Genomic DNA, 20,384 nt, shown 5'->3' with positions numbered 1-20,384 from the left:
TTCTGTCATACCCGTGCCTTCCCGAGGCTCTCACCGAGTATCCCCGTCGGGCGGAACAGCAGAACCAGCACCAGCAGGACGAAGGCGACGACGTCACGCCACTGCGTGCCGAACACGGCCTGCCCGTAGTTCTCCATGACCCCCAGGATCAGCCCGCCGAGCAGCGCGCCGCGCAGATTGCCGATGCCGCCGAGCACCGCGGCGGAGAACGCCTTGATACCGAGCAGGAACCCGCCGGAGTAGATGATGCCCTGCGGGACCTTGAGGGTGTAGAGCAGTGCCGCCGCGCCGGCCAGCAGACCGCCGATCATGAACGTCAGCATGATGACCCGTTCGCGCGACACCCCCATCAGCGTCGCGGTGTTCGGATCCTGCGCCACCGCGCGGATGCCGCGTCCGAACTTCGTCCGGTTGATGGCGATATCGGTGAGCAATGCGAAGAACAGGGCGGCCCCGATGATCACCAGCGTGACGTTGGAGACCGCCGCGCCGAAGATCTCGAACTGGGTCTTCGGCTGCACCAGCGTGATCGGCTGCTGCGCGTTGCTGCCGCCGTAACCCTTGATGATCTTCGGCAATATGAAGTGGACGAATTCCTGCAGCACGAACGACATGCCGATGGCCGTGATGAGGAAGGTCAGCGGCCGCGCCCCGCGTCTTCGCAGCGGCCGGTAGGCCACCGCCTCCAGACCGACGGCCGCCGATCCGGACACCAACATGGCGAACAGCATCGCGATCGCCAGATACAGCACCGTCAACGCGATGCCCTTGTTGTAGGCGTTGCCCGACGGGGTGAAGCCGAGGATGAAGTCCAGACAGAAGTAGGCGCCGAACATCCCGAGCATGAAGATCTCGGAGTGGGCGAAGTTGATCAGCCGCAGCACGCCGAACACCAACGTGTAACCGACTGCCACCAGCGCATAGATGGCGCCCCACGACAACCCGTCGATCGTCAACTGCCAGAAGCCGTTTCGCAGGCCCTCCAGGTTGAAGCTGATATTCGCCGCCAGACAGGCGTACTGGTCGACGCAATCGGCGATCATCGGTGCGGTGGGCTCCTCGCGCGGTGGGAGTGCTAAGCGAAACGCGTCCGAGCCAACCGGTTCGGACGCGTCTCGTCTAGTCGATCACTGAACCTTGTACATCCAGATCAGCGTGGTGGTGAGTTCACCCTGCGGTGTCCACTGATAGTTGCGCGCCACGCCCTGGCCGTTGTAGTTGCGCACGTAGTCCAGTAGCGCCTGGCGGGTGATGGCGCCGGAATCGATGCCCTTCACCAGGATGGTGCCCAGGTCGTAGCCCTCGGTGCTGTAGGTGCCGGGCTCCTGGCCGAACTTCTGGGTGTACTCGTCGGCGAAGCCGCCGGTGGCCGGGCCGCAGGGGCAGGACAGCAGGGCGTCCTTCGACGCCTCACCGGCCTGCTTGACGAACTCCGGATCCTTGGTGCCGTCGGCGCTGACGAAGGTGCCCTCGAATCCGCCGTCCTTGAGCTGCTGCACGAACGGCGCGGCCTCCGCGTAGTAACCGCTGAAGAAGACCGACTGCGGGCTGGCACCCTTGACCTGGGTGACGGCGGCCGAGAAGTCCTTGTCGCCCTTCTTCACCGAGATGTTGCACGCCGGGTCGGCGACCGGGCCGAGCGTCTCGCGGACCGCCTGGGCCAGGCCCAGGCCGTAGTCGGTGCTGTCGTCGACGACGCATACCTTCTGGTGACCGAGCGTGTTCTTCAGGTAGTTGGCGACCGACGGGCCCTGCACACCGTCGTTGGCCAGGCCGCGGAAGAACGTCCGCCACCCCTTCTCCGACAGCGTGACGTTGGTGGCCGAGGCGGTCGCCGCGACCAGGCCGGCCTGGTTGAACACGTCGCCGGTGGCGTTGGTCTCGCCCGAGAAGGCCGGGCCGACAAGGCCGATCGTGTACTGGTCGTCGACGATCTGCGGTGCGATCGCGCTGGCCTTCTGCGGATCGCCCTCGGTGTCGAACGTCTTGAGCTGGACCTGACAGCCCGGGTTGGCGGCGTTGTGCTTGTCGACGGCCAACTGCACGCCGTTCTTGATGTTGATACCCAGGGCCGCGTCCGGGCCGTTGAGCGCGCCTGCCATCGCGATCGACAGTGGCGGGCAGGTCGCCTTGCCGTCACCGGCCGGATCTGCCGGGGCGGCGCCTTCGGCGGCCTTGACCTCCGCGCCGTTCTCGTCGATCTGGACCTGCTCGACGATCTTCAGATTCGTCTGCGCCGCTTCCTCTTCGGGTGTCGACTGACTGCAGCCGCCAAGGGCGAGCGCCAACAGCCCCGCGCTACCGAGAGCGAATGCGTTCCGTGCCACGCGACCGCGCACGTTTTCACCTCCTGGTCGATGTTGTCATCGGCATCGACCCCCGCGGCCGGAACGGCCTGGGCGCTGACGCTTCCGGTAGAACATAGCCAACACCCGGCCATGGTGCGTGTTGTTGGAAAACGCGCGGCGCGTCCGCGCAGGTGGAAAGCGACGGATCTAGCCGGCTGACGGCTCGCTCTTCGGGGTGTCCAGCGTCTCCAGGACCACCTCGGCCACCCGCTTCATGGTGGTCCTGCGGTCCATCGCAGCGCGCTGGATCCACTTGAAAGCCTCCGGCTCGGTCATCCCCTGATTGGCCTGGAGCAGCCCCTTCGCCCGCTCGACGAGCTTGCGGGTCTCCAGGCGGTCCGAGAGCGTCGCAACCTCTTCCTCGAGCGCGTGGATCTCGCTGAAGCGGCTGACGGCCACCTCGATGGCCGGAATCAGGTCGTTCACGTTGAACGGTTTGACCAGATAGGCCATCGCCCCGGCGTCGCGGGCCTTCTCGACGAGGTCACGTTGGCTGAAGGCGGTGAGGATGACGATCGGGGCGATCCGCTTGCCCGCGATCTCCGATGCGGCGTCGATCCCGTCCCGGCGCGGCATCTTCACGTCCATGATGACGAGGTCGGGGTTGAGCGCCTCGGCCAGTTCGACGGCCTCCTGCCCGTCGCCGGCCTCGCCGACGATCTCGTAGCCCTCGTCGCGCAGCATCTCGGCCAGGTCCATCCGGATGAGCGCCTCGTCTTCGGCGATGAGCACGCGGCGGGGCGTCGGCGCGTCGGTCGGTGAGCCGGTCATGGATGTCATTGTGGCGGTAACCCGGGCGATCAGCGACCTCGGGGCCATCCTCTATGGTGGGAGACCGCACGCCCTCGTATCCCAACTGGCAGAGGAAACGGATTCAAAACCCGTACAGTGTGAGTTCGAATCTCACCGAGGGCACTCAAGATTCTGCTACCGGTCCAGCTGTGACAACGGGCGGCGCTCGACGCCTCGACCGGCGATCACCTTCCCGCTGACCACGGCGAGCCGAGCCATCCCCCGATACGTCGACGGGTTCAACAGCGTGGGCCAGGTGGTCCGGCTCCTGCGCTCCTCGACAGGCAGACCCTCGAACCGGTCGCGAAGCCACCGCAGCGACATCGGCGCCGAGAGCGGATGCAGGAGGATGTGCTCGCAGAACCGGTCCCGGTGGTAGGTGACGTCGGTGCCGCCGAGTTCATAGGTCTGCGCCAGCTGATCGATGTCGTCGACCGAGATGATCCGATCGTGGACGGCCTGGATGATGAGGACGGGCATCGTGGGGGCGGCGGTGCCGAGTCGGATGTTGTCGAACACGTGCTGGACTTCGGGGAGCTCGAGGACCTCGTCGAGCGATCTGCTCAGCATCGTCGCCATGTCCTTCTTCGCCAGGCGCATCACCGCGTGCGCCGTGGTCATCCTGGTCAGCTGTTCCAGCGTCGCCCTGCCTTCGTCGGTCAGGTGTTCTCCGATGACTCTGCGGAACTCCGGATAGGTGTGCATCAACGCCGCCACCACCATCACCGGCAGCCCGGAGAAGAACTTGCCGTTGAGACGGTGATATGTGTTGCCTAGGTCCCCGACGGGTGACCCCAGCACGGCGGCGACGATATTGAGTTCGGGCGCGTACCGGTCGTACATCTCGGCGGCCCATGCGGTCGCCAGGCCGCCGCCCGAGTAGCCCCACAGACCGATCGGCGCCGTCGGCGACAGCTCCAGCGGCTCGAAATTCAGCGCGGCGCGCAGCCCGTCGAGCACGCAGTGACCGGGTTCGAACGGCGCCCCGAACACACCGTGGGGTCCGCCGTGGTCGGGGATCGACACGGCCCAACCTTCGGCGAGCACCGCGGCGATCAACAGGAGTTCGACCTGCGCGAGGGCGCCCACCGCCCTGGCCCGGCGGCGCAGGGCGTAGGAGGGGAAGCAGCGGCCCGCCAACGCGTCGATGGCACATTGGTACGACACGATCGGACAGGGCTCGGTGCGCTCGGAGGGGGTCAGCACGGTCGTCACCGTGGCCAGCGGGTTGTCGGCCATATCGGCCGTGCGATACAGCAACTGCGTCGCGGTGAACCGCTGTGGAACCACGCCGAGGAACGCCAATTGCACCTCGCGCCAGCGCAATACGGTTCCTGGCTCCGTGTTCTCGTAACCCGCGGGCGGTCGGTAGAAGGGGTCGACATCCGGCACCTGCGGGCGCCCTCCCACGTGTCGTGGTTCGTCGGCCACCCGCTCGCTGCTCGGATTCATCCCTGTTTGATACCCGCCAACCCGCGTCCCGCAACGTCACCCCGTCGCGGTGTCGATCCAGGCGACCCGGAAATCTTCGTGGCGGGTTGTCGACCGGGGTGGTATAGTCGAACGTATGTTCGATTTAGAGGTGTTCGCAGGGGTCGACCCGCTGGCCGAGGAGGCCGCGCTGGTCGCCCGCATCGCTCACCTCGAGCGGGTCAAAGCCGCCGCCGCGGCCGGTCAGGCCCGCGCGACCGCAGCGTTGGACGCTGCGCGGCGGAGTCGGGAGGCGGCCGAGGGGGTGCCCGCCGCCAAACGTGGCCGCGGTCTGGCCAGCGAGGTCGGCCTCGCCCGCCGCGACTCGCCGGTCCGCGGCGGAACACACCTGGGCTTCGCCAAGGCTCTAGTGAACGAGATGCCTCACACATTGAGAGCCCTCGAGCGTGGGGCGCTCTCGGAATGGCGGGCGACCCTGATCGTGCGCGAATCGGCCTGCCTGGGCGTCGAACACCGTCGCCAACTCGACGCCGAGATGTGCGCCGACGTCACGGCTCTGGAAGGCAAGGGCGACAAGGCCATCGAAGCGGACGCGAAGAGAATCGCCTATCGGCTCGACCCCCAGGCCGTGGTCGACAGGGCTGCCAAGGCTCCCGCTGAACGCACCGTCACCTGCCGTCCGGCCCCCGACACCATGGTCTATGTGACGGCTTTGCTGCCCGTTGGCCAGGGCGTCGGGGTGTACGCCGCACTCAAGCGGGCCGCCGACACCACCTTCGACGATCGCTCCCGCAGGCAGGTCATGGCCGACACCCTCGTCGAACGGGTCACCGGAACCCCCGCCGACGTGGCCACGCCGGTTGCGGTGAACCTGGTGATGACCGACCGCAGCCTGATCGCGGGCGGTCGGGAACCGGCCGAACTGGCCGGCTACGGACCCATCCCCGCCGCGGTCGCCCGGCACATGACCGCGGCCGCACTCACCGACGCCCGCTCGACGGCGTCCCTGCGCAGGCTCTACCGCCGTCCCGCCACCGGATCCCTGGTGGCGATGGAGTCGCGGTCGCGTCGGTTCCCGAAAGGCCTGGCCAGCCTCATCACCTTCCGTGATCAGACCTGCCGCACCCCGTACTGTGACGCCCCGATCCGCCACATCGACCACGCCCGCCCCCGCCGCGACGGGGGACCCACCAGCGCGGTCAACGGACAGGGCAAGTGCGAACGCTGCAACTACGACAAAGAAGCCCCCGGCTGGCGCGCCACCACCGACACCCGAACAGGACCGCACACGGCCAACCTCGTCACCCCCACCGGAGCGCGGTACCGATCCACCGCGCCTCCGTTACCGGGGGCTCCGATCATCACCGTCGCCAGGCTCGACACCCGGGTCACGATCGACGTCGACGGCATACGCTGCCACGCCGCCTGAGCTCTCAGAGGTTGGCGGCCAGCACCGAGATCAGTTCGTAGGCCACATGCGCGGGGCGATCCCGGTGATCTCGGCATGGTCGTAGGCCGGCGCCACCTCGACGATGTCGGCGCCGACGACGTGGGCACCCGGAGCCGATCACCTGAAAGCCGAGCACGCGGTCGTCGGACAGGTCGGTCGGCGCGTAAAGGGGGCCACGAATCCCGATGTGCAGACAGTGCTCCGGATCGAGCAGCCCCTCTTCGCCGGCGCGCCGGAACGGTGTGCCGTGCGTGAACGGCGCGCCGAAGTAGGTGTCCCAGGTGTCGAGGTGGGCGTCGAAGTGCAGGACCGCGATGGGTCCGTGCTCGCGGTGCAGCGACCGCAGCAACGGCAGCGCAATCGTGTGGTCACCGCCGAGCGTCATCAGTTTCGTTCCGCCCCGGCGCAATTCGTCGGAATGGCGTTCGATGGTCGCGATGGCCTCGGCGATGTCGAACGGGTTGACTTCGGTGTCCCCCGCGTCGACCACCTGTTGCGCCGCGAACGGTTCCACGTCCAGGCGCGGATGGTAGGGACGCAGCAGCTTCGACGACGCGCGGATGTGGGCGGGACCGAATCTGGCACCCGGCCGGTAGGACACCCCCGAGTCGAAGGGCACCCCGACGACGGCGACGTCGGTGCGGCTCACCTCGTCGAGCCGCGGCAGGCGGGCGAAGGTCGCGGGCCCGGCATACCGGGGCACCTTGGTTGCGTCGACGGGACCGATGGGGGTGTTCATGGACCCAGCCTCGCCGAGGTCCACCGATCGCGCGCTCGATCGGCCACGCGATTGCCGGCCGACCGGACGTCCGCGGCGATACGCTGCGTCAATGGCCGTCCGCGACGCTTCGCGCGCCATCTGCGTGCCGGAGCTGGCACTGCAGAGCCGCATGCCCGCACGCACCCGGCACTACGCCGAAGCGGTGGTCCGCCGGCTACGCGTGCTCACCATCGCGACGTGGATCGCGGCGGTCGTCTCCGGGCTGTTCGGCGCCCTCCAGGTGACGATGGGCGGTCCGGGATGGTGGATAGGCATTCTGAACCTCGCGTTTGCGGCCCTCTTCCTGGCCAACCCGCTGCTCTACCGCTTCGGTGAACTGATCGCGCCGCTGACGTTCTTCTTCCTCGCCTATCTCTCGGTGACCTTCATCTGCTACTCCGTCGGCACCGGTTCCGGTCTGCAGTTCTACTACCTCGTGGCCGCATCGCTGGTGGTGCTCGTGCTGGGCATCGAACGCATCGTGATGTCGGCGGTGATCGTCGCCGTGGGCCTCGCGGCCTGCATCGCGATCGAGTTGACCGTGCCCGAGGACCGCGATCTGGGGCCGCCGGGCATGATGACCGTCGGCTTCGTCCTGTCGGCGGTGTCGGCGACGGTGATGGTCTTCGCCACCGTCTGGTACGCACTGCGCGAAACCGACCGCGCGGAACGGGCGATGGAATCGGAGTATCAGCGCTCGGAGCGACTGCTGGCCAACATCCTGCCCGCCTCGGTCGCCGAACGGCTCAAGGATCCGGCGCACACGATCATCGCCGACCGGTACGACGACGCATCGATCCTGTTCGCCGACATCGCCGGCTACACGAAACGCGCCAGCGACACCTCCCCGACCGAACTGGTGCGGTTCCTCGACCGCCTCTACACGGATCTCGACGGGCTCGTCGACCGCCACGGACTGGAGAAAGTGAAGACCAGCGGCGACAGCTACATGGTGGTCAGCGGTGTGCCGCGGCCGAGACCGGACCACGTCGAGGCGCTGGCCTGCCTCGCCCTCGACATGGCGGAAGCGGTCGCCGACCTGAAGGATCCGCTGGGCCGTGCGGTGCCGCTACGGATCGGGTTGGCGTCCGGACCGGTGGTGGCCGGCGTGGTAGGGGCGCGCAAGTTCTTCTACGACGTGTGGGGCGACGCGGTCAACGTGGCGGCCCGGATGGAGACCACCGACGAGGAAGGTCGAATCCAGGTGCCGCACAACGTCTATGAGCGCATCAGGAGTTCATTCATCCTGGAGGAGCGTGGCGACGTCGACGTCAAGGGCAAGGGTGTGATCCACACCTGGTACCTGGTCGGACGGCGCAACGACAACGCGGTGCGCGAGGCGGTCGAACACCCCGCTAACGGACGAACAGCGACATCACCAGCTGGTTGACCTTGCGCCGCGGCCAGCCGGTCAGCCCGTCGCTCGCGATCGCGGCCGCGGCCGCGTTGCGCCCGCAGACACCGTGCACCCCGCCGCCGGGGTGCGCGCCCGCACTGCCCAGGAACAGGCCGTCGATCGGCGTCTCGGCACGGCCGAACCCGGGCGTCGGCCGGAAGATGAGCTGTTGCTGCAACTGGGCGGTGCCGCCGTTGACGGCGCCCCCCACGAGGTTCGCATCGGAAGCCGTCAGCTCCGACGGACGCTGGATGAACTTCCCGACGATCTGATCGGAGAACCCGGGTGCATGCTCCTCGAGCACCCGGTCCACCGCCTCGGACAGTCGATCCGCCGACGCGTCGTCGGTGACGTCGCGCGGCAGATGCGTGTACGCCCAGGCGCTTTCGGTGCCCTCCGGTGAGCGCGACGGATCCGCGGTGGTCATCTGCCCGAACAACATGAACGGGTGGTCCGGGACCGTGCGGGTGTTGAGGTCGGCCATCCACCGGACCAGCCCGTCCGCGTCCGCACCGAGATGCACCGTGCCGACCTCGTTGAGGTTCTTCGACCGCCACGGGATCGGCGCGTCCAGCGCGTAGTTGATCTTCAGGACCGGGGTGTCCCAGGTGAAGTGCTCGAGATCCTCGAGCACACGAGGCGGTACGGCCGACGACGGCAGCAGTTCGCGGTACAACGCGGGCGCCGACACATCGGCCACCAGGGCGCGGCGCGCGGAGATCGTCCGCCCATCGGCGGTGCGCACGCCGACGGCCCGGCCGCCGCGCACCTCGATCCCGGTGACCGGCCGGCCGCAGTGAATCTCCGCACCGGCGGCTTGCGCCCGGTTGACCAGCGCGGCGGTGAGTTGTCCGGCGCCGCCGACGGGGACCGGCCAGCCGCCGTCCTGCGCCATCATGATCAGCATGAACCCCATGACGCCGCTTCCTGGGGCATCGACGGGGACGTCGGCGTGCAGGGCGTTGCCGAGGAGCAGCAGGCGGGCGGCGTCGCCGGCGAACAGTTGCCGGGCCATCTCGCCGACGGGCAACACCAGCCGGTGCACCAGGCGCAGCGCGTCGGCCGCGCCCAGCCTTCTCAACAGCCCGGCCGCACCGCGCACCGGAGGGAAGGGCGAGAAGAGGCTGCGCAACAGCGGGTCTTTGACCTGCTGCCAGAGCTCGAACAGGGCCAGCCAATTGTCACCGTCCGCGGGGTGGTGGCGCGCGAGTTCCTCAGCGGTGCGGGCGATGTCGCGGTAGATGACCGGTGCGTCGTCATCGGTGGCCGAGCGCGGATGGCCGACGACCGCGGGCGCGTGTGTCCACCGCAGACCGTGGTCTTCCAGGTGCAGGCCCGCCAACACCGGTGAGGCGACGGACAACGGATAGAACGCGCTGTAGAGGTCGCTGGTGTAGCCGGGGATGCGTTCGGCGCTGCGCACGGCGCCGCCGGGTTCGGGCTGCGCCTCGAGCACCACCACGTCCCACCCCGCGTCGGCCATCAGCGCAGCGGCGACCAGTCCGTTGTGGCCGGCGCCGATGACGACGGCGTCAGCTGCCGTCGACGTCACGGTCGTCACGGCGCTCGGCGAGGAAGGCGAGCCGCCTCAGGGTTTCGTTGTTGCGCGGCCACACGGCGGCGTCGGCGAGACGCTCGGGCATGAGCTTGCCGATACCGCTGATCGGGAACTCCTGCATGGAGATCCGGCACCCGTCGGGAATGTCGCTCAGCTCCAGCACGATTCGGGCGCCGCCGAAGGGTCTACCCTTCGCGTGGAGCACCAGCCGCTCCGGCGGGGTGGACTCCTCCACCACGGTTTCGTCGTTGAGCAGCACGGGCCACACGCCGATGGAGTGGTGGATGGTGGAGCCGGACTCGGGCCAGTCGGGGTCCACGGCCCGCATCCGGCTGTTGCCCACCACCCACTGCGAGTACGTCCAGCCGTCGGCGATCACTTCCCATACGCGTTGGCGCGACGCAGCGATATCTCGGGTCACAGTCACGCCGGACGTGTACCCGTCGTGGGCCGGTTTAGACCTTCCGGTTCTCCGATTTGATCAACCAGGCCAGCTTCTCCAGACCGTCGATCAGCTGATGCAGGATGTCCGCGGTGCTCGGGTCCTCGGCGTCGACGGTGTCATGCACGCTGCGCATGGTGTCGACCGCGGCGTGGATCCGGACGGTGATCAGGTCGACGACCTCGGCGGTGCTGCGCTCGTAGGCGGGGAACTCCGGAAGGCTCGTGGTCGCCGCGACCGTGTCGGACCGGCCGTCCGGCACCGCGTCGAGCGCCCGCATGCGCTCGGCGATGATGTCGCTGCCCTCACGGGCGAAGTCGACCAGTTCGTCGAGTTGCAGATGCAGGTCCCGGAAGTTGGTGCCGACGACGTTCCAGTGCGCCTGCTTGCCCTGCAGGTGCAACTCGATCAGGTCGACCAGGACACGCTGCAGGCTGGCAGCGAACCCGGGTGAGGCGGTGAATCCCTGTACTTCTGCTTCGGTGCGACGTGTTGTGTTCATGTCTGTATCAACGACCCCTAAATTGGAATAGATCCAGATTATTGCGTGACTCTCCTCACACCGCCCGGCGGTCCTGGACGGCCAACAGGCGGGCGTAGCCGGCACCCATACCGAGCAGGATCAGGCCGACCACGAGGAACACCGTCACCCGGAAGATCCCGTCCAGGGTGCCCAGGTCGAAGAGGAACAATTTGGCCATGGCCGCGCTGACCAGGGCGAGCGCGGCGGCGAGGAAGGGCGGCCGCTCGGTCCTCGGTCGGCGGGCGGCGTAGCCGAACAGGGCCGCAGCGGCGCCGATCCAGCAGACCGTCGCGGCCACGTGGCCGCCGAAGAACCCCCCGCCGGTGCCGCCGATCAGCACGCCCGCGCACACACAGAACGCCGTCACCGCATAGGTGGCGACGACCCCCGTGGCCGCCCACGACATCCGGGCGTCGTCCTCCCCGGCGCCGGCCCGGCCGGTCCAGGCGCGCGCGATCGCCACCGCCGCCGCGATGAGCAGGAGGCTGGAGACGAGTACGGCCGCCGCGTCCGGGCCGCTGGTCGCGACCGCGTGCACCAGGGCACTCGGCGGCGCGTAGGCGACGTACAGACCACCGCCGATCACAGCGAACCCGAGTGCCGACCACCGAGCGACATCGTCATGGCGCCCGGCCACGGCGACCACGGCCGCCATCGCCAGCAACAGCGGTGCGGCGACTTCGCCGTCGAACGCGACGGTGACCGCGATGAGCGCGCTCACCGCCGACAGCGCCGACCAGATCTGCCGGACGGGACCGGTCACCGCGGGCAACCACTGAGCACTCAACACGATCGCCAGCAGCGCCGCGGCCAGTGCAGCGATCATCAACGACGCCACCACCCGGTCGGCGGTGAGCGACACGCAGAGCACCGGCGCCACCCCTGCCGCGGTGAGCAGCGCCATCGCCGCCCGCCGAGACGTCTGGGGCAGCACGAGCAGCGCGCCGGCCAATGCGAGCAGTGCGGCGATCCCGCACGCCCCGGCCAACAGCAGATCGTGGTCGCGGTCGAACGCGAGCGCCGCCAACAGCGGCAGCGTCACCGCCGCCGTCCGGGAGGCATGCAGCCACAGCCAGTCCCTGCCCAACTGCACCGGAAGCGTCGCGGCCGACAGCGCGAGCATGAACGACACGAGCAGCAGCGTCACCCCGTCGGTGAGCACCGGGGCGAGTGCGATCAGCGGCACCAGCACCAGCAGCCCCAGATGCTCGGAGTCCCAACGGCGGGCCAGCGTGAGCCCGCCCCCGCCGACGGCCGCGGCGAGCACCAGTCCGACGGGGGCGGCGATCCACTCGTAGATCGTCGTGACGGCGATGACGTCGAAGTACGCCGCGGCGATCCCGGTGGCCGTCAACGCGATACCGCCCACCCGGCCACCGTCCCTGCCGTTGAGCCGGCAGCCGACGGCAACGAGCGCCCCCGCGAGCAACGCGCCCGCGCCCACCCGGATCTCCGGTCGCAGAATGCCGGCCTGCGCCGCGAGTACCAGCAGCAGTACGACACCGATGAGCGTCACGGCCACACCGGCCACCGCCAGCACCTTGCCGATCCACCCTTCCGACCGCTCCCGCCGGACACGCGGCGCGGGCGGTGGCGACGGCGCGGGTCGCGGCGGTGGCGGCGGGGGTGGCAGCACGGGTCGCGGCACCGGCGAGGGCATGTAGACCGGTGGCTGTTGTGGCGCCGGCTGCGGTGCCTGCGGTGTGCCGGCCAGCAACCGGTCCAACTCCGTCAGATCCGCCGACACCCGGGCGAGTTGCCGGGAGATCGCCGCGAAATCGGTCGACAGCCGGGCGATCACGGCACGGTGGGATTCGGTCATGTACTCATCGTCGGCGCGCAGGCACCCGGAGCGGATGAGTAGGACTACCCGACTTCGCTATTCGTCGAGCCCGTGCTCGATCGCGTAGCGCGCGAGTTCCACCCGATTGGCCACCTGCAGCTTGCGGAAGGTCGCCTGTACGTGGTTCTCGACGGTGCGGTGACTCAACGACAGGCGCGCCGCGATCTGCTTGGCCGTCAGCCCCTTGGCGACGTGGCGTAGGACCTCGGTCTCGCGCTCGGTGAGGGTCGGCACCGACGCGCCCGTGTCCGGACGCTGCGCGATACGGCGGTACTCCCCCAGTACCAGCCCGGCGAGCCCGGGAGTGAACACGGCCCGGCCGTCGGCGGTGGCGCGCACCGCCGCACACAGTTCGGCCTTGGACGCGCTCTTGACGAGATAGCCGGTGGCACCGGCCTTCACCGCCTCGAGGACGTCCTCGCGTTCGTCGGACGCCGACAACACCAGCACCCGCGACGACGGCGAGACCGCCAGCACCTCCGCGGTGGCCCGGGCGCCGTCGCCGTCGGCCAACCGCATGTCCATCACCACCACGGCGGGTTTGACGACGGCGGCGCGGCGGCGGGCCGCCGCCACCCCGTCGGCGGTCGCGACCACCGCGAAACCATCGTCGGCGAGGTCGCGGGCCACCGCGTCCCGCCAGATCGGGTGGTCGTCGACGACCATCACGGTGGTCCGCTGCGGGTCAGCCACGGCCACCGTTCCCGCGTTGACGGGGCACCGTCAGCTCCCATTCCGTCCCGCGACCCGGTTCGGTGTACAACTCGGCCACACCACCCAACGAATTCATCCGCGCGACAATCGATTTGGCCACACCCATCCTTCCCTCGGCGGCGGCTTCGGCCAGGCGGCCCGCGGGGATGCCCACCCCGTCGTCCCGCACACTCACCGTCACCGCGTCACCCAGATCCTCCACCAGCACGAAGGCCCGGGCGTTCGGCCCGGCGTGGGCGGCCACGTTGTCGAGCGCGTTCCCCGCCGCCGCACAGAGTTCGGCCGCGACGTCGGAGTCGAGCACGACCGGGTCGGGTGGCAGGCTCACCGAAACCCGGTCGGACGCGCGACGGCGCAGCACCGCCCCGATGTCCGTCTGCGCACCGACCGCGTCGGCGGTGTCGCCGTCGCTGACCAGACGTCGGAGCGCACGTTCCTGTTCGCCTGCCAGTTCGGCCAGTTGCGCGGTCGGACCGCCGATCTCCTTGCCGCGCCGCGCGACGAGCGCCAGCACCTGGATGGCCCCGTCGTGGACGTGACGGGAGAGCCGCTCGCGTTCTTCGAGGGCGGCGGCCAGCCGGGTGGCGCGTTCGAGTTCGGCGTGCGCACGGCGCGCGGTCTGGGCGGCCATTCCCACCACCAGCCCGACCGCGAGTTCGATGACGATCGTGGCGTTGCGGAACACGTTGATGCTGACGTGACCCTTGAGCAGGGCGTAGGCCGCCATCACCACGAGGCCGGTGGCCATGCCGGCCACGGGTCCGCGCAGGATCGCCGCCGAGATCACGGCGTTGGTGGCCCACAGCGTCGTCGGCCAGGACTGGTTGTCGGCCACCCACTGGTCGTCGGCCACCAGCTCGGTCGACAACATCAGCGCTGCCACGACGCCGACCTCCGCGGCGACCCAGAGCGGTGTGCGCCCGAAACCCCGCAGATAGGCGACGGCGCAGGCGATGCTCCAGGCGGTCAGCGCGGCGAACAGCGTCCACGCGAGCACACGGCGGTCGAGGTCGTCGTTGACCGCGAGCTGGAAGCCCAGCGCGTAGAGCCAGCTCAGCAGCCGGAACACCTGCGCCGCCCGCCACAACGGGGTCGCGGGGTCCACCCGCTGGGACATCTACATCACCTTGGACAGGAAGGCCTTCGTGCGTTCTTCCCGCGGGTTGGCCATCATCTCGCGCGGGTTCCCCGACTCGACGATCACCCCGCCGTCCATGAACACGAGCTTGTCGGCGACCTCGCGTGCGAACCCCATCTCGTGGGTGACCACGAGCATCGTCATACCCTCCGACGCCAACTTCTTCATCACGCCCAGCACCTCACCGACCAGTTCCGGGTCGAGCGCCGACGTCGGCTCGTCGAAGAGCATGAGTTTCGGATTCATCGCCAGCGCCCGTGCGATCGCGACGCGTTGCTGCTGACCGCCCGACAGCTGCGCGGGATAGGCGGTGGCCTTGTCCGCCAGCCCGACCAGTTCGAGCAGATCCTTCGCCCGCGCCTCGGCGTCCTGCTTCTTGACCCGTTTGACGTGCAGCGGCGCCTCGACGATGTTGCCCAGCGCGGTGCGGTGCGGGAACAGGTTGAAGTGCTGGAAGACCATGCCGACGTCACGGCGCTGCTTCGCCGCCTCACGGGGTTTGAGCTCGTGCAGCCTGCCGCCGCGTTCCCGGTAGCCGACCAACTCGCCGTCGACGTAGAGGCGTCCCGCGTTGACGTGCTCCAAGTGGTTGATACAGCGCAGGAACGTCGACTTCCCGGATCCGGACGGCCCGACGATGCACAGCACCTCGCCCCGCTCGACCTCCAGCGTCACTCCCCGAAGCACCTGCAGCGCACCGAAGTTCTTGCAGACGCCCTCCGCCTTGACCATCGGCGTCACGGGTGTTCACCCACTCTCTGCGCCTTCGCGAGCGCCTCGAGCTGCTTGGTGGTCAGCTTCCGCGACGCCCCCCGGGAGAAGTAGCGCTCGAGGTAGTACTGGCCGACCATCAGCACGCTGGTGATCGCGAGGTACCAGGTGGCGGCGACCATCAGTAGCGGGATGGGCTGGAAGATGACCCCGGCGATGTCGCGGGCCCGACCGTAGAGCTCGAGACTGTAGGGCACGGCCGTCACCAGCGACGTGGTCTTGAGCATGCTGATGATCTCGTTCCCGGTCGGCGGGATGATGACGCGCATCGCCTGCGGCAGCACCGTGCGCCGCATCGTCATCGCCCACGACATGCCCAGCGCCGTCGACGCTTCGGACTGCCCCTCCGGCACCGAACTGATTCCGGCCCTGATGATCTCGGCCATGTAGGCGGCCTCGTTGAGACCGAGGCCGATGATCGCCAGCGTGAAGCTGATCGACAGACCCTGCAGATTCATCTCGAAGAACGACGGCCCGAACGGGACGCCGATCCGGATGTTCTGGTACAGCGTCGGGAAGAGGCCCCAGAAGACCAACTGCACGTACACCGGTGTGCCGCGGAAGATCCACAGGTACACCCAGGCAACGGATTTGAACACCGGATTCGGGGACAGCCGCATCACGGCCAGGATCACGCCGAGCACCAGCGCGAGCACCATCGAGAAGATGGTCAGCTGCAGGGTGTTCCACGCGGCCTCGGAGATGCGTTGGTCGAACAGGTACTTGCTGTACGTCGACCATCCGTACGCCTCGTTGGTCGCCGCTCCGTACAGGAACAGGCTTACGAGGATGACGATGACGACCGCCGCCACCCACCGCCACGGATGTCGCAGCGGTACGGCATCGATGGGAGCGGGGTCGGCGCGCGGCGACGAATCGGCATCGGTCATCGTGTCGGGTCGGCTCCGCTAGCTGATCGCGCCGTTGATCACCGGCTTGTCGATCATCCCGTCCTCGACACCCCAGTTCTTCGCGATCTGTTCGTAAGCGCCGGATTCGATGAGGTGCTCGAGCGCCTGCTGCAGCGACTGGCCCAGCGGCGATCCCTTGGCGACGGGCCACCCGTAAGGCGCCGCGTCGAAGATGTCACCGGCCGTCTCGAGCTTGCCGTTGCTCTGCTTGACGGCGTATGCGGTGACCGGCGAATCCGCCGACATCGCATCGGCCTGTCCGAGCACCACGGCGTTGGCCACCGCGTCCTGCTCGTCGAACTTCACGATCTCGATGGCCGGCTTGCCGGCGTCGGTGCAGGCCTTGCTCTTGGCAGGCAGTTCCTCGGTCTCCTCGATGGTCGTCGACTGAACGGCGACCCGCTTACCGCAGGCGTTCGCGGGATCGATGCCGCCGCCCGCCTTCTGCGCCCACTGGATACCGGCCGAGAAGTACGTCACGAAGTCCACCGACTCCTCGCGCTCCTTGGTGTCGGTGAACGACGACATCCCGACGTCGTAGGTGCCGCCCTGAATGGACGGGATGATCTTCTCGAAGTCCGATTCGCGGTAGTCGGCCGTCACGCCCAGCGTGGAGGCGATCGCGTTCATCAGGTCGACGTCGAAGCCGACGATCTTGCCGCTGGGGTCCTTGAACTCGTTCGGGGCGTAGGGCACGTTGACGCCGACGATGAGCGAACCGCGGTCCTTGATCGGCTGCGGCAGCGTGTTGGCGATCTCGTCGACCTTCTCCGCACTCGCCGCCGTCGTCTCCTCCGCCGGACCGGTGGTGTCGGTGTTCTGCGCACATCCCGACAACGCCATCGCGCCGCTGACGGCAAGAATCGCTGCGATGCGCCACATCTTTCCCGTACGGATCTGGCATCGTGACACTGTTGCCTCTTTCTCTTGCATCGGGCCGTTCCCGGTCTCCAAGCCGACGACGTTAACCATCGCGGTCGCGGCACGCACTTCCGGTAACGGAACATTAACGACCTGGCACCGAAGCCACAGGCGTACCGCCAAATCGTCAGCCCTGTGCCCGACGCTGTGCCACACTGCGCGCATGGAAACTACCGCTGCCCCAACCATGTTGCGGCACCTGTGGATCTACACCGTGGTCTCGGGTCTCCTGGCCGTGCTGCTCGGCGTCCTCATCTTCATCCGTCCGGGCGCGGCCATCCTGGTGACCGCCATCTTCTTCGGCGCCTACCTCCTCGTGACCGGTATCGCGCAGGTCGTCCTGGCCTTCAGCGTCCGCTCGTCGTTCGGCGGGCGCGCGCTGCTGTTCATCAGCGGCGCCGCCGCCCTGGTGCTCGCCGTGCTGTGCTTCATCAACCTGTCCAACTCGATCGACCTGCTGGCGATCTGGATCGGCGTCGGCTTCATCTTCCGCGGCGTCGCCACCGCGATGTCGGCGTTCAGCGACCAGTCACTGCCGGGCCGCATCTGGGAGATCATCGTCGGCGTCATCAGCGTGATCGCCGGCATCATCATGTTCGTGGCGCCGCTCGAGGGTCTGGTCGCCCTCACCCAGGTGACCGGCGTCATCCTCGTCGTCATCGGCATCGTCGAGGTCGTCGCCGGTATCCGGATCCGCAGGGAGTCGGCGGGCGTCGCCGCTTCGCCACGCGCGGACAACGTGACGTAACGCACCCAAGAAGGGACCAAAGTCCCTGCTCCGTGACCCCGCGCGGCTACTACACTTCGTCGTAGATACGTTGAGTAATCGCGAGGGTTGGTCAGATGGACGCATTGGACGTGTCACGGTGGCAATTCGGTATCACCACCGTCTACCACTTCATCTTCGTTCCGCTGACCATCGGTCTCGCGCCGCTGATCGCGGTGATGCAGACCGTGTGGGTCGCCACCGGCAATCCGACGTGGTATCGCCTCACCCGCTTCTTCGGCAAGCTGTTCCTGATCAACTTCGCGATCGGCGTCGCGACCGGCATCGTCCAGGAATTCCAGTTCGGCATGAACTGGAGCGAGTACTCCCGCTTCGTCGGTGACGTCTTCGGCGCGCCGCTGGCGATGGAGGGGCTCGCCGCCTTCTTCTTCGAATCCACCTTCATCGGCCTGTGGATCTTCGGCTGGACGCGCCTGCCCCGCCTGGTCCACCTGGCGTGCATCTGGATCGTCGCGATCGCGGTCAACATGTCGGCGTTCTTCATCATCGCGGCGAACTCGTTCATGCAGCACCCCGTGGGCGCACAGTTCAACCCGGAGACCGGGCGTGCCGAATTGACCAGCATCGTCGCGCTGTTCACCAACAACACCGCGATCGCCGCGTTCAGCCACGCCGTGGCGGGGTCGTTCCTGACGGCGGGCACGTTCGTCGCGTGCGTGTGCGCCTGGTGGATGGTCAAGGCGCACCGCGAGGGAGGGACGCCTGCCGAGAAGCACACGGCCGCCGCGCTCTACCGGCCGGCCACCATCCTCGGCTGCCTGGTCGCGATCGTCTCCGCCGGCGCGCTGTTCTACACCGGTGACGTCCAGGGCAAGCTGATGTTCGAACAGCAGCCCATGAAGATGGCATCGGCAGAATCGTTGTGCCACAGCGCCACCGACCCCGCATTCTCGGTCCTGACCGTCGGCACGCACAACAACTGCGACAGCGTCACACACCTCATCGAGGTGCCCTACGTGCTGCCGTTCCTCGCCGAGGGCGAGTTCAGTGGCGTCCACCTCGACGGCGTCAAAGATCTTCAGGAGCAGTACGAGCAGCAGTTCGGGCCGGGCGACTACCGGCCCAACCTGTTCGTCACCTACTGGTCGTTCCGCGCGATGATCGGCTTCCTCGCCGTACCCGTCCTCTTCGCGATGGCCGCGCTGTGGCTGACCCGCCGCGGCCGCGTTGCCCATCAGCCCTGGCTGTCCCGCTTCGCGCTGGTGACCCTTCCGACTCCGTTCCTGGCCAACAGCGCCGGCTGGATCTTCACCGAGATGGGCCGTCAACCGTGGGTCGTGGTGCCCAACCTCGACGGCGACCTCAGCGTCCGGCTCACCGTGGACCAGGGCGTGTCCGGGCATTCGATCGGGATGGTGATCACCTCACTGGCCACCCTCACGCTGGTGTACGGCGTGCTCGCGGTCATCTGGTTCTGGCTGCTCAAGCGATACGTCGCCGAGGGGCCCCAGGAACACGACTCCGAACCCACGCCCCCCAGTCCACCCGGTGACGACGAGGTCGCACCGCTGTCCTTCGCGTACTGAGGGGGTCGACGACAATGGGACTTCAGGAACTCTGGTTCATCCTCCTGGCGGTGCTGTTCCTCGGCTTCTTCGTGCTCGAGGGTTTCGACTTCGGCGTCGGGATGCTGATGGGCTTCTTCGGCCGCGCCGCGCGCGACCGCGGACCCGAGGCCGTCGAAGTGCACCGGCGCACCGCCCTCAACACCATCGGCCCGGTGTGGGACGGCAACGAGGTGTGGCTCATCACCGCGGGCGGGGCGATGTTCGCCGCGTTCCCCGACATGTACGCCAGCATGTTCTCCGGGCTGTACCTGCCGCTGCTGGTCATCCTGTTCGCGATGATCCTGCGGGTGGTGGCCATCGAATGGCGCGGCAAGATCGACGATTCGGACTGGCGCCGGTGGGCCGACATCGGTATCGCCACGGGGTCGTGGCTGCCCGCCGTGCTGTGGGGTGTGGCGTTCGCCGCGCTGGTGCGCGGGCTGCCCGTCGACGCCGACAAGCAGGTCCACCTGTCCGTCGGTGACCTGCTCAACGCGTACACCCTGCTCGGCGGGTCGGCCACCTGCGGGCTGTTCCTCCTGCACGGCGCGGTCTTCACCGCGCTGAAAACCGAAGGCGCCGTGCGGGATGACGCGTTGCGGTTCGCCGGTGTGCTGGCTCTGCCCGTCACCGTGCTGGTCGCCGGGTTCGGTCTGTGGACCCAACTGGCCTACGGCAAGAGCTGGACGTGGTGGGTGCTCGGCGTCGCCGTCGTCGCCCAACTGGCCGCGGTGATCCGCGTCTGGAGTCGCAGCGGGGAAGGCTGGGCCTTCACCTACACCGCGGTGGTCGTGGCCGCCGTCGTCGTGCTGCTGTTCGGCTCGCTCTATCCCCAGCTGATCCCCTCGACGCTCGACCCAGCCTGGAGCCTGACCATCGACAACGCCTCCTCGTCGCCGTACACGTTGAAGATCATGAGCTGGGCGGCGCTCATCTTCGCCCCGTTGGTGGTCGCGTACCAGGCGTGGACGTACTGGGTGTTCAGCAAGCGGATCTCCGCCGAACGCATCCCCGAACCGATCGGTCTGCGGAGGCGGTCGAGCTGAACCTCT

The 20,384-nt window shown here is 68.2% G+C and carries 18 protein-coding genes, 1 tRNA gene and 1 pseudogene; 6 read left to right on the top strand and 14 right to left on the bottom strand.

From position 1 onward, the window contains the following. Positions 1-5 precede the first annotated feature (5 nt). The 3 genes from AU195_RS15755 to AU195_RS15745 all read right to left on the bottom strand — a co-directional run bounded on the left by AU195_RS15755 (position 6) and on the right by AU195_RS15745 (position 3,119). The gene (locus tag AU195_RS15755; RefSeq protein WP_059094746.1) at positions 6-1,043 is read right to left on the bottom strand and encodes a branched-chain amino acid ABC transporter permease; all 1,038 of its coding nucleotides are present in this window, start codon (positions 1,041-1,043) and stop codon (positions 6-8) included. Between the two features lie 84 nt (positions 1,044-1,127). After that, entirely contained in the window at positions 1,128-2,339 is a 1,212-nt protein-coding gene (locus AU195_RS15750; RefSeq protein ID WP_059159994.1) for a branched-chain amino acid ABC transporter substrate-binding protein, read from the bottom strand. Positions 2,340-2,495: 156 nt separating this feature from the next. Further along, positions 2,496-3,119, bottom strand: a complete 624-nt coding sequence (locus AU195_RS15745) for an ANTAR domain-containing response regulator (RefSeq protein WP_157531148.1) — start codon at positions 3,117-3,119, stop codon at positions 2,496-2,498. 70 nt (positions 3,120-3,189) lie between these two features. On the opposite strand from AU195_RS15745, the gene AU195_RS15740 reads away from it, so the two are divergent. Continuing rightward, positions 3,190-3,263 (top strand) — tRNA-Leu (locus AU195_RS15740). Positions 3,264-3,275: 12 nt separating this feature from the next. On the opposite strand, the gene AU195_RS15735 is transcribed toward AU195_RS15740, so the two are convergent. Continuing rightward, the gene (locus AU195_RS15735) at positions 3,276-4,592 is read right to left on the bottom strand and encodes a lipase family protein (RefSeq protein WP_059159992.1); all 1,317 of its coding nucleotides are present in this window, start codon (positions 4,590-4,592) and stop codon (positions 3,276-3,278) included. A gap of 115 nt (positions 4,593-4,707) precedes the next feature. Here AU195_RS15735 and AU195_RS15730 point away from each other — a divergent pair, with 115 nt between their 5' ends. Next, the gene (locus AU195_RS15730) at positions 4,708-6,000 is read left to right on the top strand and encodes an HNH endonuclease signature motif containing protein (protein ID WP_059159991.1); all 1,293 of its coding nucleotides are present in this window, start codon (positions 4,708-4,710) and stop codon (positions 5,998-6,000) included. Positions 6,001-6,004: 4 nt separating this feature from the next. Here the strand turns inward: AU195_RS15730 and AU195_RS15725 are convergent. Continuing rightward, positions 6,005-6,760, bottom strand: a pseudogene (locus AU195_RS15725) (arginase family protein). Between the two features lie 91 nt (positions 6,761-6,851). On the opposite strand from AU195_RS15725, the gene AU195_RS15720 reads away from it, so the two are divergent. Further along, positions 6,852-8,171, top strand: a complete 1,320-nt coding sequence (locus AU195_RS15720) for an adenylate/guanylate cyclase domain-containing protein (protein WP_059159990.1) — start codon at positions 6,852-6,854, stop codon at positions 8,169-8,171. Here the strand turns inward: AU195_RS15720 and AU195_RS15715 are convergent. From AU195_RS15715 to AU195_RS15675, 9 genes are read right to left on the bottom strand one after another with little or no spacing between them, the layout of a single operon-like run. Beyond that, positions 8,137-9,729, bottom strand: coding sequence for a phytoene desaturase family protein (locus AU195_RS15715; RefSeq protein WP_059160016.1), 1,593 nt, complete (start codon positions 9,727-9,729; stop codon positions 8,137-8,139). The genes AU195_RS15720 and AU195_RS15715 overlap by 35 nt on opposite strands. Continuing rightward, positions 9,710-10,162, bottom strand: a complete 453-nt coding sequence (locus AU195_RS15710; protein WP_059159989.1) for an SRPBCC family protein — start codon at positions 10,160-10,162, stop codon at positions 9,710-9,712. Before AU195_RS15710 ends, AU195_RS15715 begins: the two co-directional genes overlap by 20 nt. Positions 10,163-10,190: 28 nt before the next feature. Next, the gene (locus AU195_RS15705; RefSeq protein WP_059159988.1) at positions 10,191-10,679 is read right to left on the bottom strand and encodes a Dps family protein; all 489 of its coding nucleotides are present in this window, start codon (positions 10,677-10,679) and stop codon (positions 10,191-10,193) included. Between the two features lie 55 nt (positions 10,680-10,734). Next, positions 10,735-12,522 (bottom strand): DUF2339 domain-containing protein, encoded by a 1,788-nt coding sequence (locus AU195_RS15700; protein ID WP_059159987.1) that lies wholly within the window; start codon positions 12,520-12,522, stop codon positions 10,735-10,737. A gap of 57 nt (positions 12,523-12,579) precedes the next feature. Further along, positions 12,580-13,209 (bottom strand): response regulator, encoded by a 630-nt coding sequence (locus AU195_RS15695; RefSeq protein ID WP_157531152.1) that lies wholly within the window; start codon positions 13,207-13,209, stop codon positions 12,580-12,582. A 19-nt stretch (positions 13,210-13,228) separates the two neighbouring features. After that, complete coding sequence (macS, locus tag AU195_RS15690) at positions 13,229-14,374, bottom strand: MacS family sensor histidine kinase (protein WP_059159986.1); 1,146 nt, start codon at positions 14,372-14,374, stop codon at positions 13,229-13,231. Next, positions 14,375-15,127 carry an amino acid ABC transporter ATP-binding protein gene (locus AU195_RS15685; protein WP_059160014.1) on the bottom strand — a complete coding sequence of 251 codons (753 nt, stop codon included), beginning with the start codon at positions 15,125-15,127 and terminating at the stop codon, positions 14,375-14,377. It abuts the gene before it with no gap. Positions 15,128-15,132: 5 nt separating this feature from the next. Next, positions 15,133-16,056 (bottom strand): amino acid ABC transporter permease, encoded by a 924-nt coding sequence (locus AU195_RS15680; RefSeq protein WP_059159985.1) that lies wholly within the window; start codon positions 16,054-16,056, stop codon positions 15,133-15,135. 18 nt (positions 16,057-16,074) lie between these two features. Further along, positions 16,075-17,010: an ABC transporter substrate-binding protein gene (locus AU195_RS15675; protein WP_059160013.1), complete on the bottom strand. Its 936-nt coding sequence runs from the start codon at positions 17,008-17,010 to the stop codon at positions 16,075-16,077. Between the two features lie 151 nt (positions 17,011-17,161). Between AU195_RS15675 and AU195_RS15670 the strand changes: the two genes are divergently transcribed. The 3 genes from AU195_RS15670 to cydB all read left to right on the top strand — a co-directional run bounded on the left by AU195_RS15670 (position 17,162) and on the right by cydB (position 20,378). After that, positions 17,162-17,746, top strand: a complete 585-nt coding sequence (locus AU195_RS15670; protein ID WP_059159984.1) for an HdeD family acid-resistance protein — start codon at positions 17,162-17,164, stop codon at positions 17,744-17,746. A gap of 95 nt (positions 17,747-17,841) precedes the next feature. Further along, positions 17,842-19,311 (top strand): cytochrome ubiquinol oxidase subunit I, encoded by a 1,470-nt coding sequence (locus AU195_RS15665; protein ID WP_059159983.1) that lies wholly within the window; start codon positions 17,842-17,844, stop codon positions 19,309-19,311. 14 nt (positions 19,312-19,325) lie between these two features. Then, positions 19,326-20,378 (top strand): cytochrome d ubiquinol oxidase subunit II, encoded by a 1,053-nt coding sequence (gene cydB / locus AU195_RS15660; protein WP_059159982.1) that lies wholly within the window; start codon positions 19,326-19,328, stop codon positions 20,376-20,378. Positions 20,379-20,384: the final 6 nt, after the last annotated feature.

This window comes from Mycobacterium sp. IS-1496, from assembly GCF_001499995.1.
Taxonomy (GTDB): Bacteria; Actinomycetota; Actinomycetes; order Mycobacteriales; family Mycobacteriaceae; genus Mycobacterium.
This window is presented reverse-complemented; position numbering and strand designations above follow the sequence as displayed.

What these genes read in the sequence shown, in the direction of transcription:
- AU195_RS15675 (WP_059160013.1), bottom strand. Translation starts at nt 17,010, where the DNA reads ATGCAAGAGAAAGAGGCAACAGTGTCACGATGCCAGATCCGTACGGGA.
- AU195_RS15735 (WP_059159992.1), bottom strand. Translation starts at nt 4,592, where the DNA reads ATGAATCCGAGCAGCGAGCGGGTGGCCGACGAACCACGACACGTGGGA.
- cydB (WP_059159982.1), top strand. Translation starts at nt 19,326, where the DNA reads ATGGGACTTCAGGAACTCTGGTTCATCCTCCTGGCGGTGCTGTTCCTC.
- AU195_RS15730 (WP_059159991.1), top strand. Translation starts at nt 4,708, where the DNA reads ATGTTCGATTTAGAGGTGTTCGCAGGGGTCGACCCGCTGGCCGAGGAG.
- AU195_RS15720 (WP_059159990.1), top strand. Translation starts at nt 6,852, where the DNA reads ATGGCCGTCCGCGACGCTTCGCGCGCCATCTGCGTGCCGGAGCTGGCA.
- AU195_RS15700 (WP_059159987.1), bottom strand. Translation starts at nt 12,522, where the DNA reads ATGACCGAATCCCACCGTGCCGTGATCGCCCGGCTGTCGACCGATTTC.
- AU195_RS15670 (WP_059159984.1), top strand. Translation starts at nt 17,162, where the DNA reads ATGGAAACTACCGCTGCCCCAACCATGTTGCGGCACCTGTGGATCTAC.
- macS (WP_059159986.1), bottom strand. Translation starts at nt 14,374, where the DNA reads ATGTCCCAGCGGGTGGACCCCGCGACCCCGTTGTGGCGGGCGGCGCAG.
- AU195_RS15755 (WP_059094746.1), bottom strand. Translation starts at nt 1,043, where the DNA reads ATGATCGCCGATTGCGTCGACCAGTACGCCTGTCTGGCGGCGAATATC.
- AU195_RS15745 (WP_157531148.1), bottom strand. Translation starts at nt 3,119, where the DNA reads ATGACCGGCTCACCGACCGACGCGCCGACGCCCCGCCGCGTGCTCATC.
- AU195_RS15705 (WP_059159988.1), bottom strand. Translation starts at nt 10,679, where the DNA reads ATGAACACAACACGTCGCACCGAAGCAGAAGTACAGGGATTCACCGCC.
- AU195_RS15685 (WP_059160014.1), bottom strand. Translation starts at nt 15,127, where the DNA reads ATGGTCAAGGCGGAGGGCGTCTGCAAGAACTTCGGTGCGCTGCAGGTG.
- AU195_RS15695 (WP_157531152.1), bottom strand. Translation starts at nt 13,209, where the DNA reads ATGGTCGTCGACGACCACCCGATCTGGCGGGACGCGGTGGCCCGCGAC.
- AU195_RS15680 (WP_059159985.1), bottom strand. Translation starts at nt 16,056, where the DNA reads ATGACCGATGCCGATTCGTCGCCGCGCGCCGACCCCGCTCCCATCGAT.
- AU195_RS15665 (WP_059159983.1), top strand. Translation starts at nt 17,842, where the DNA reads ATGGACGCATTGGACGTGTCACGGTGGCAATTCGGTATCACCACCGTC.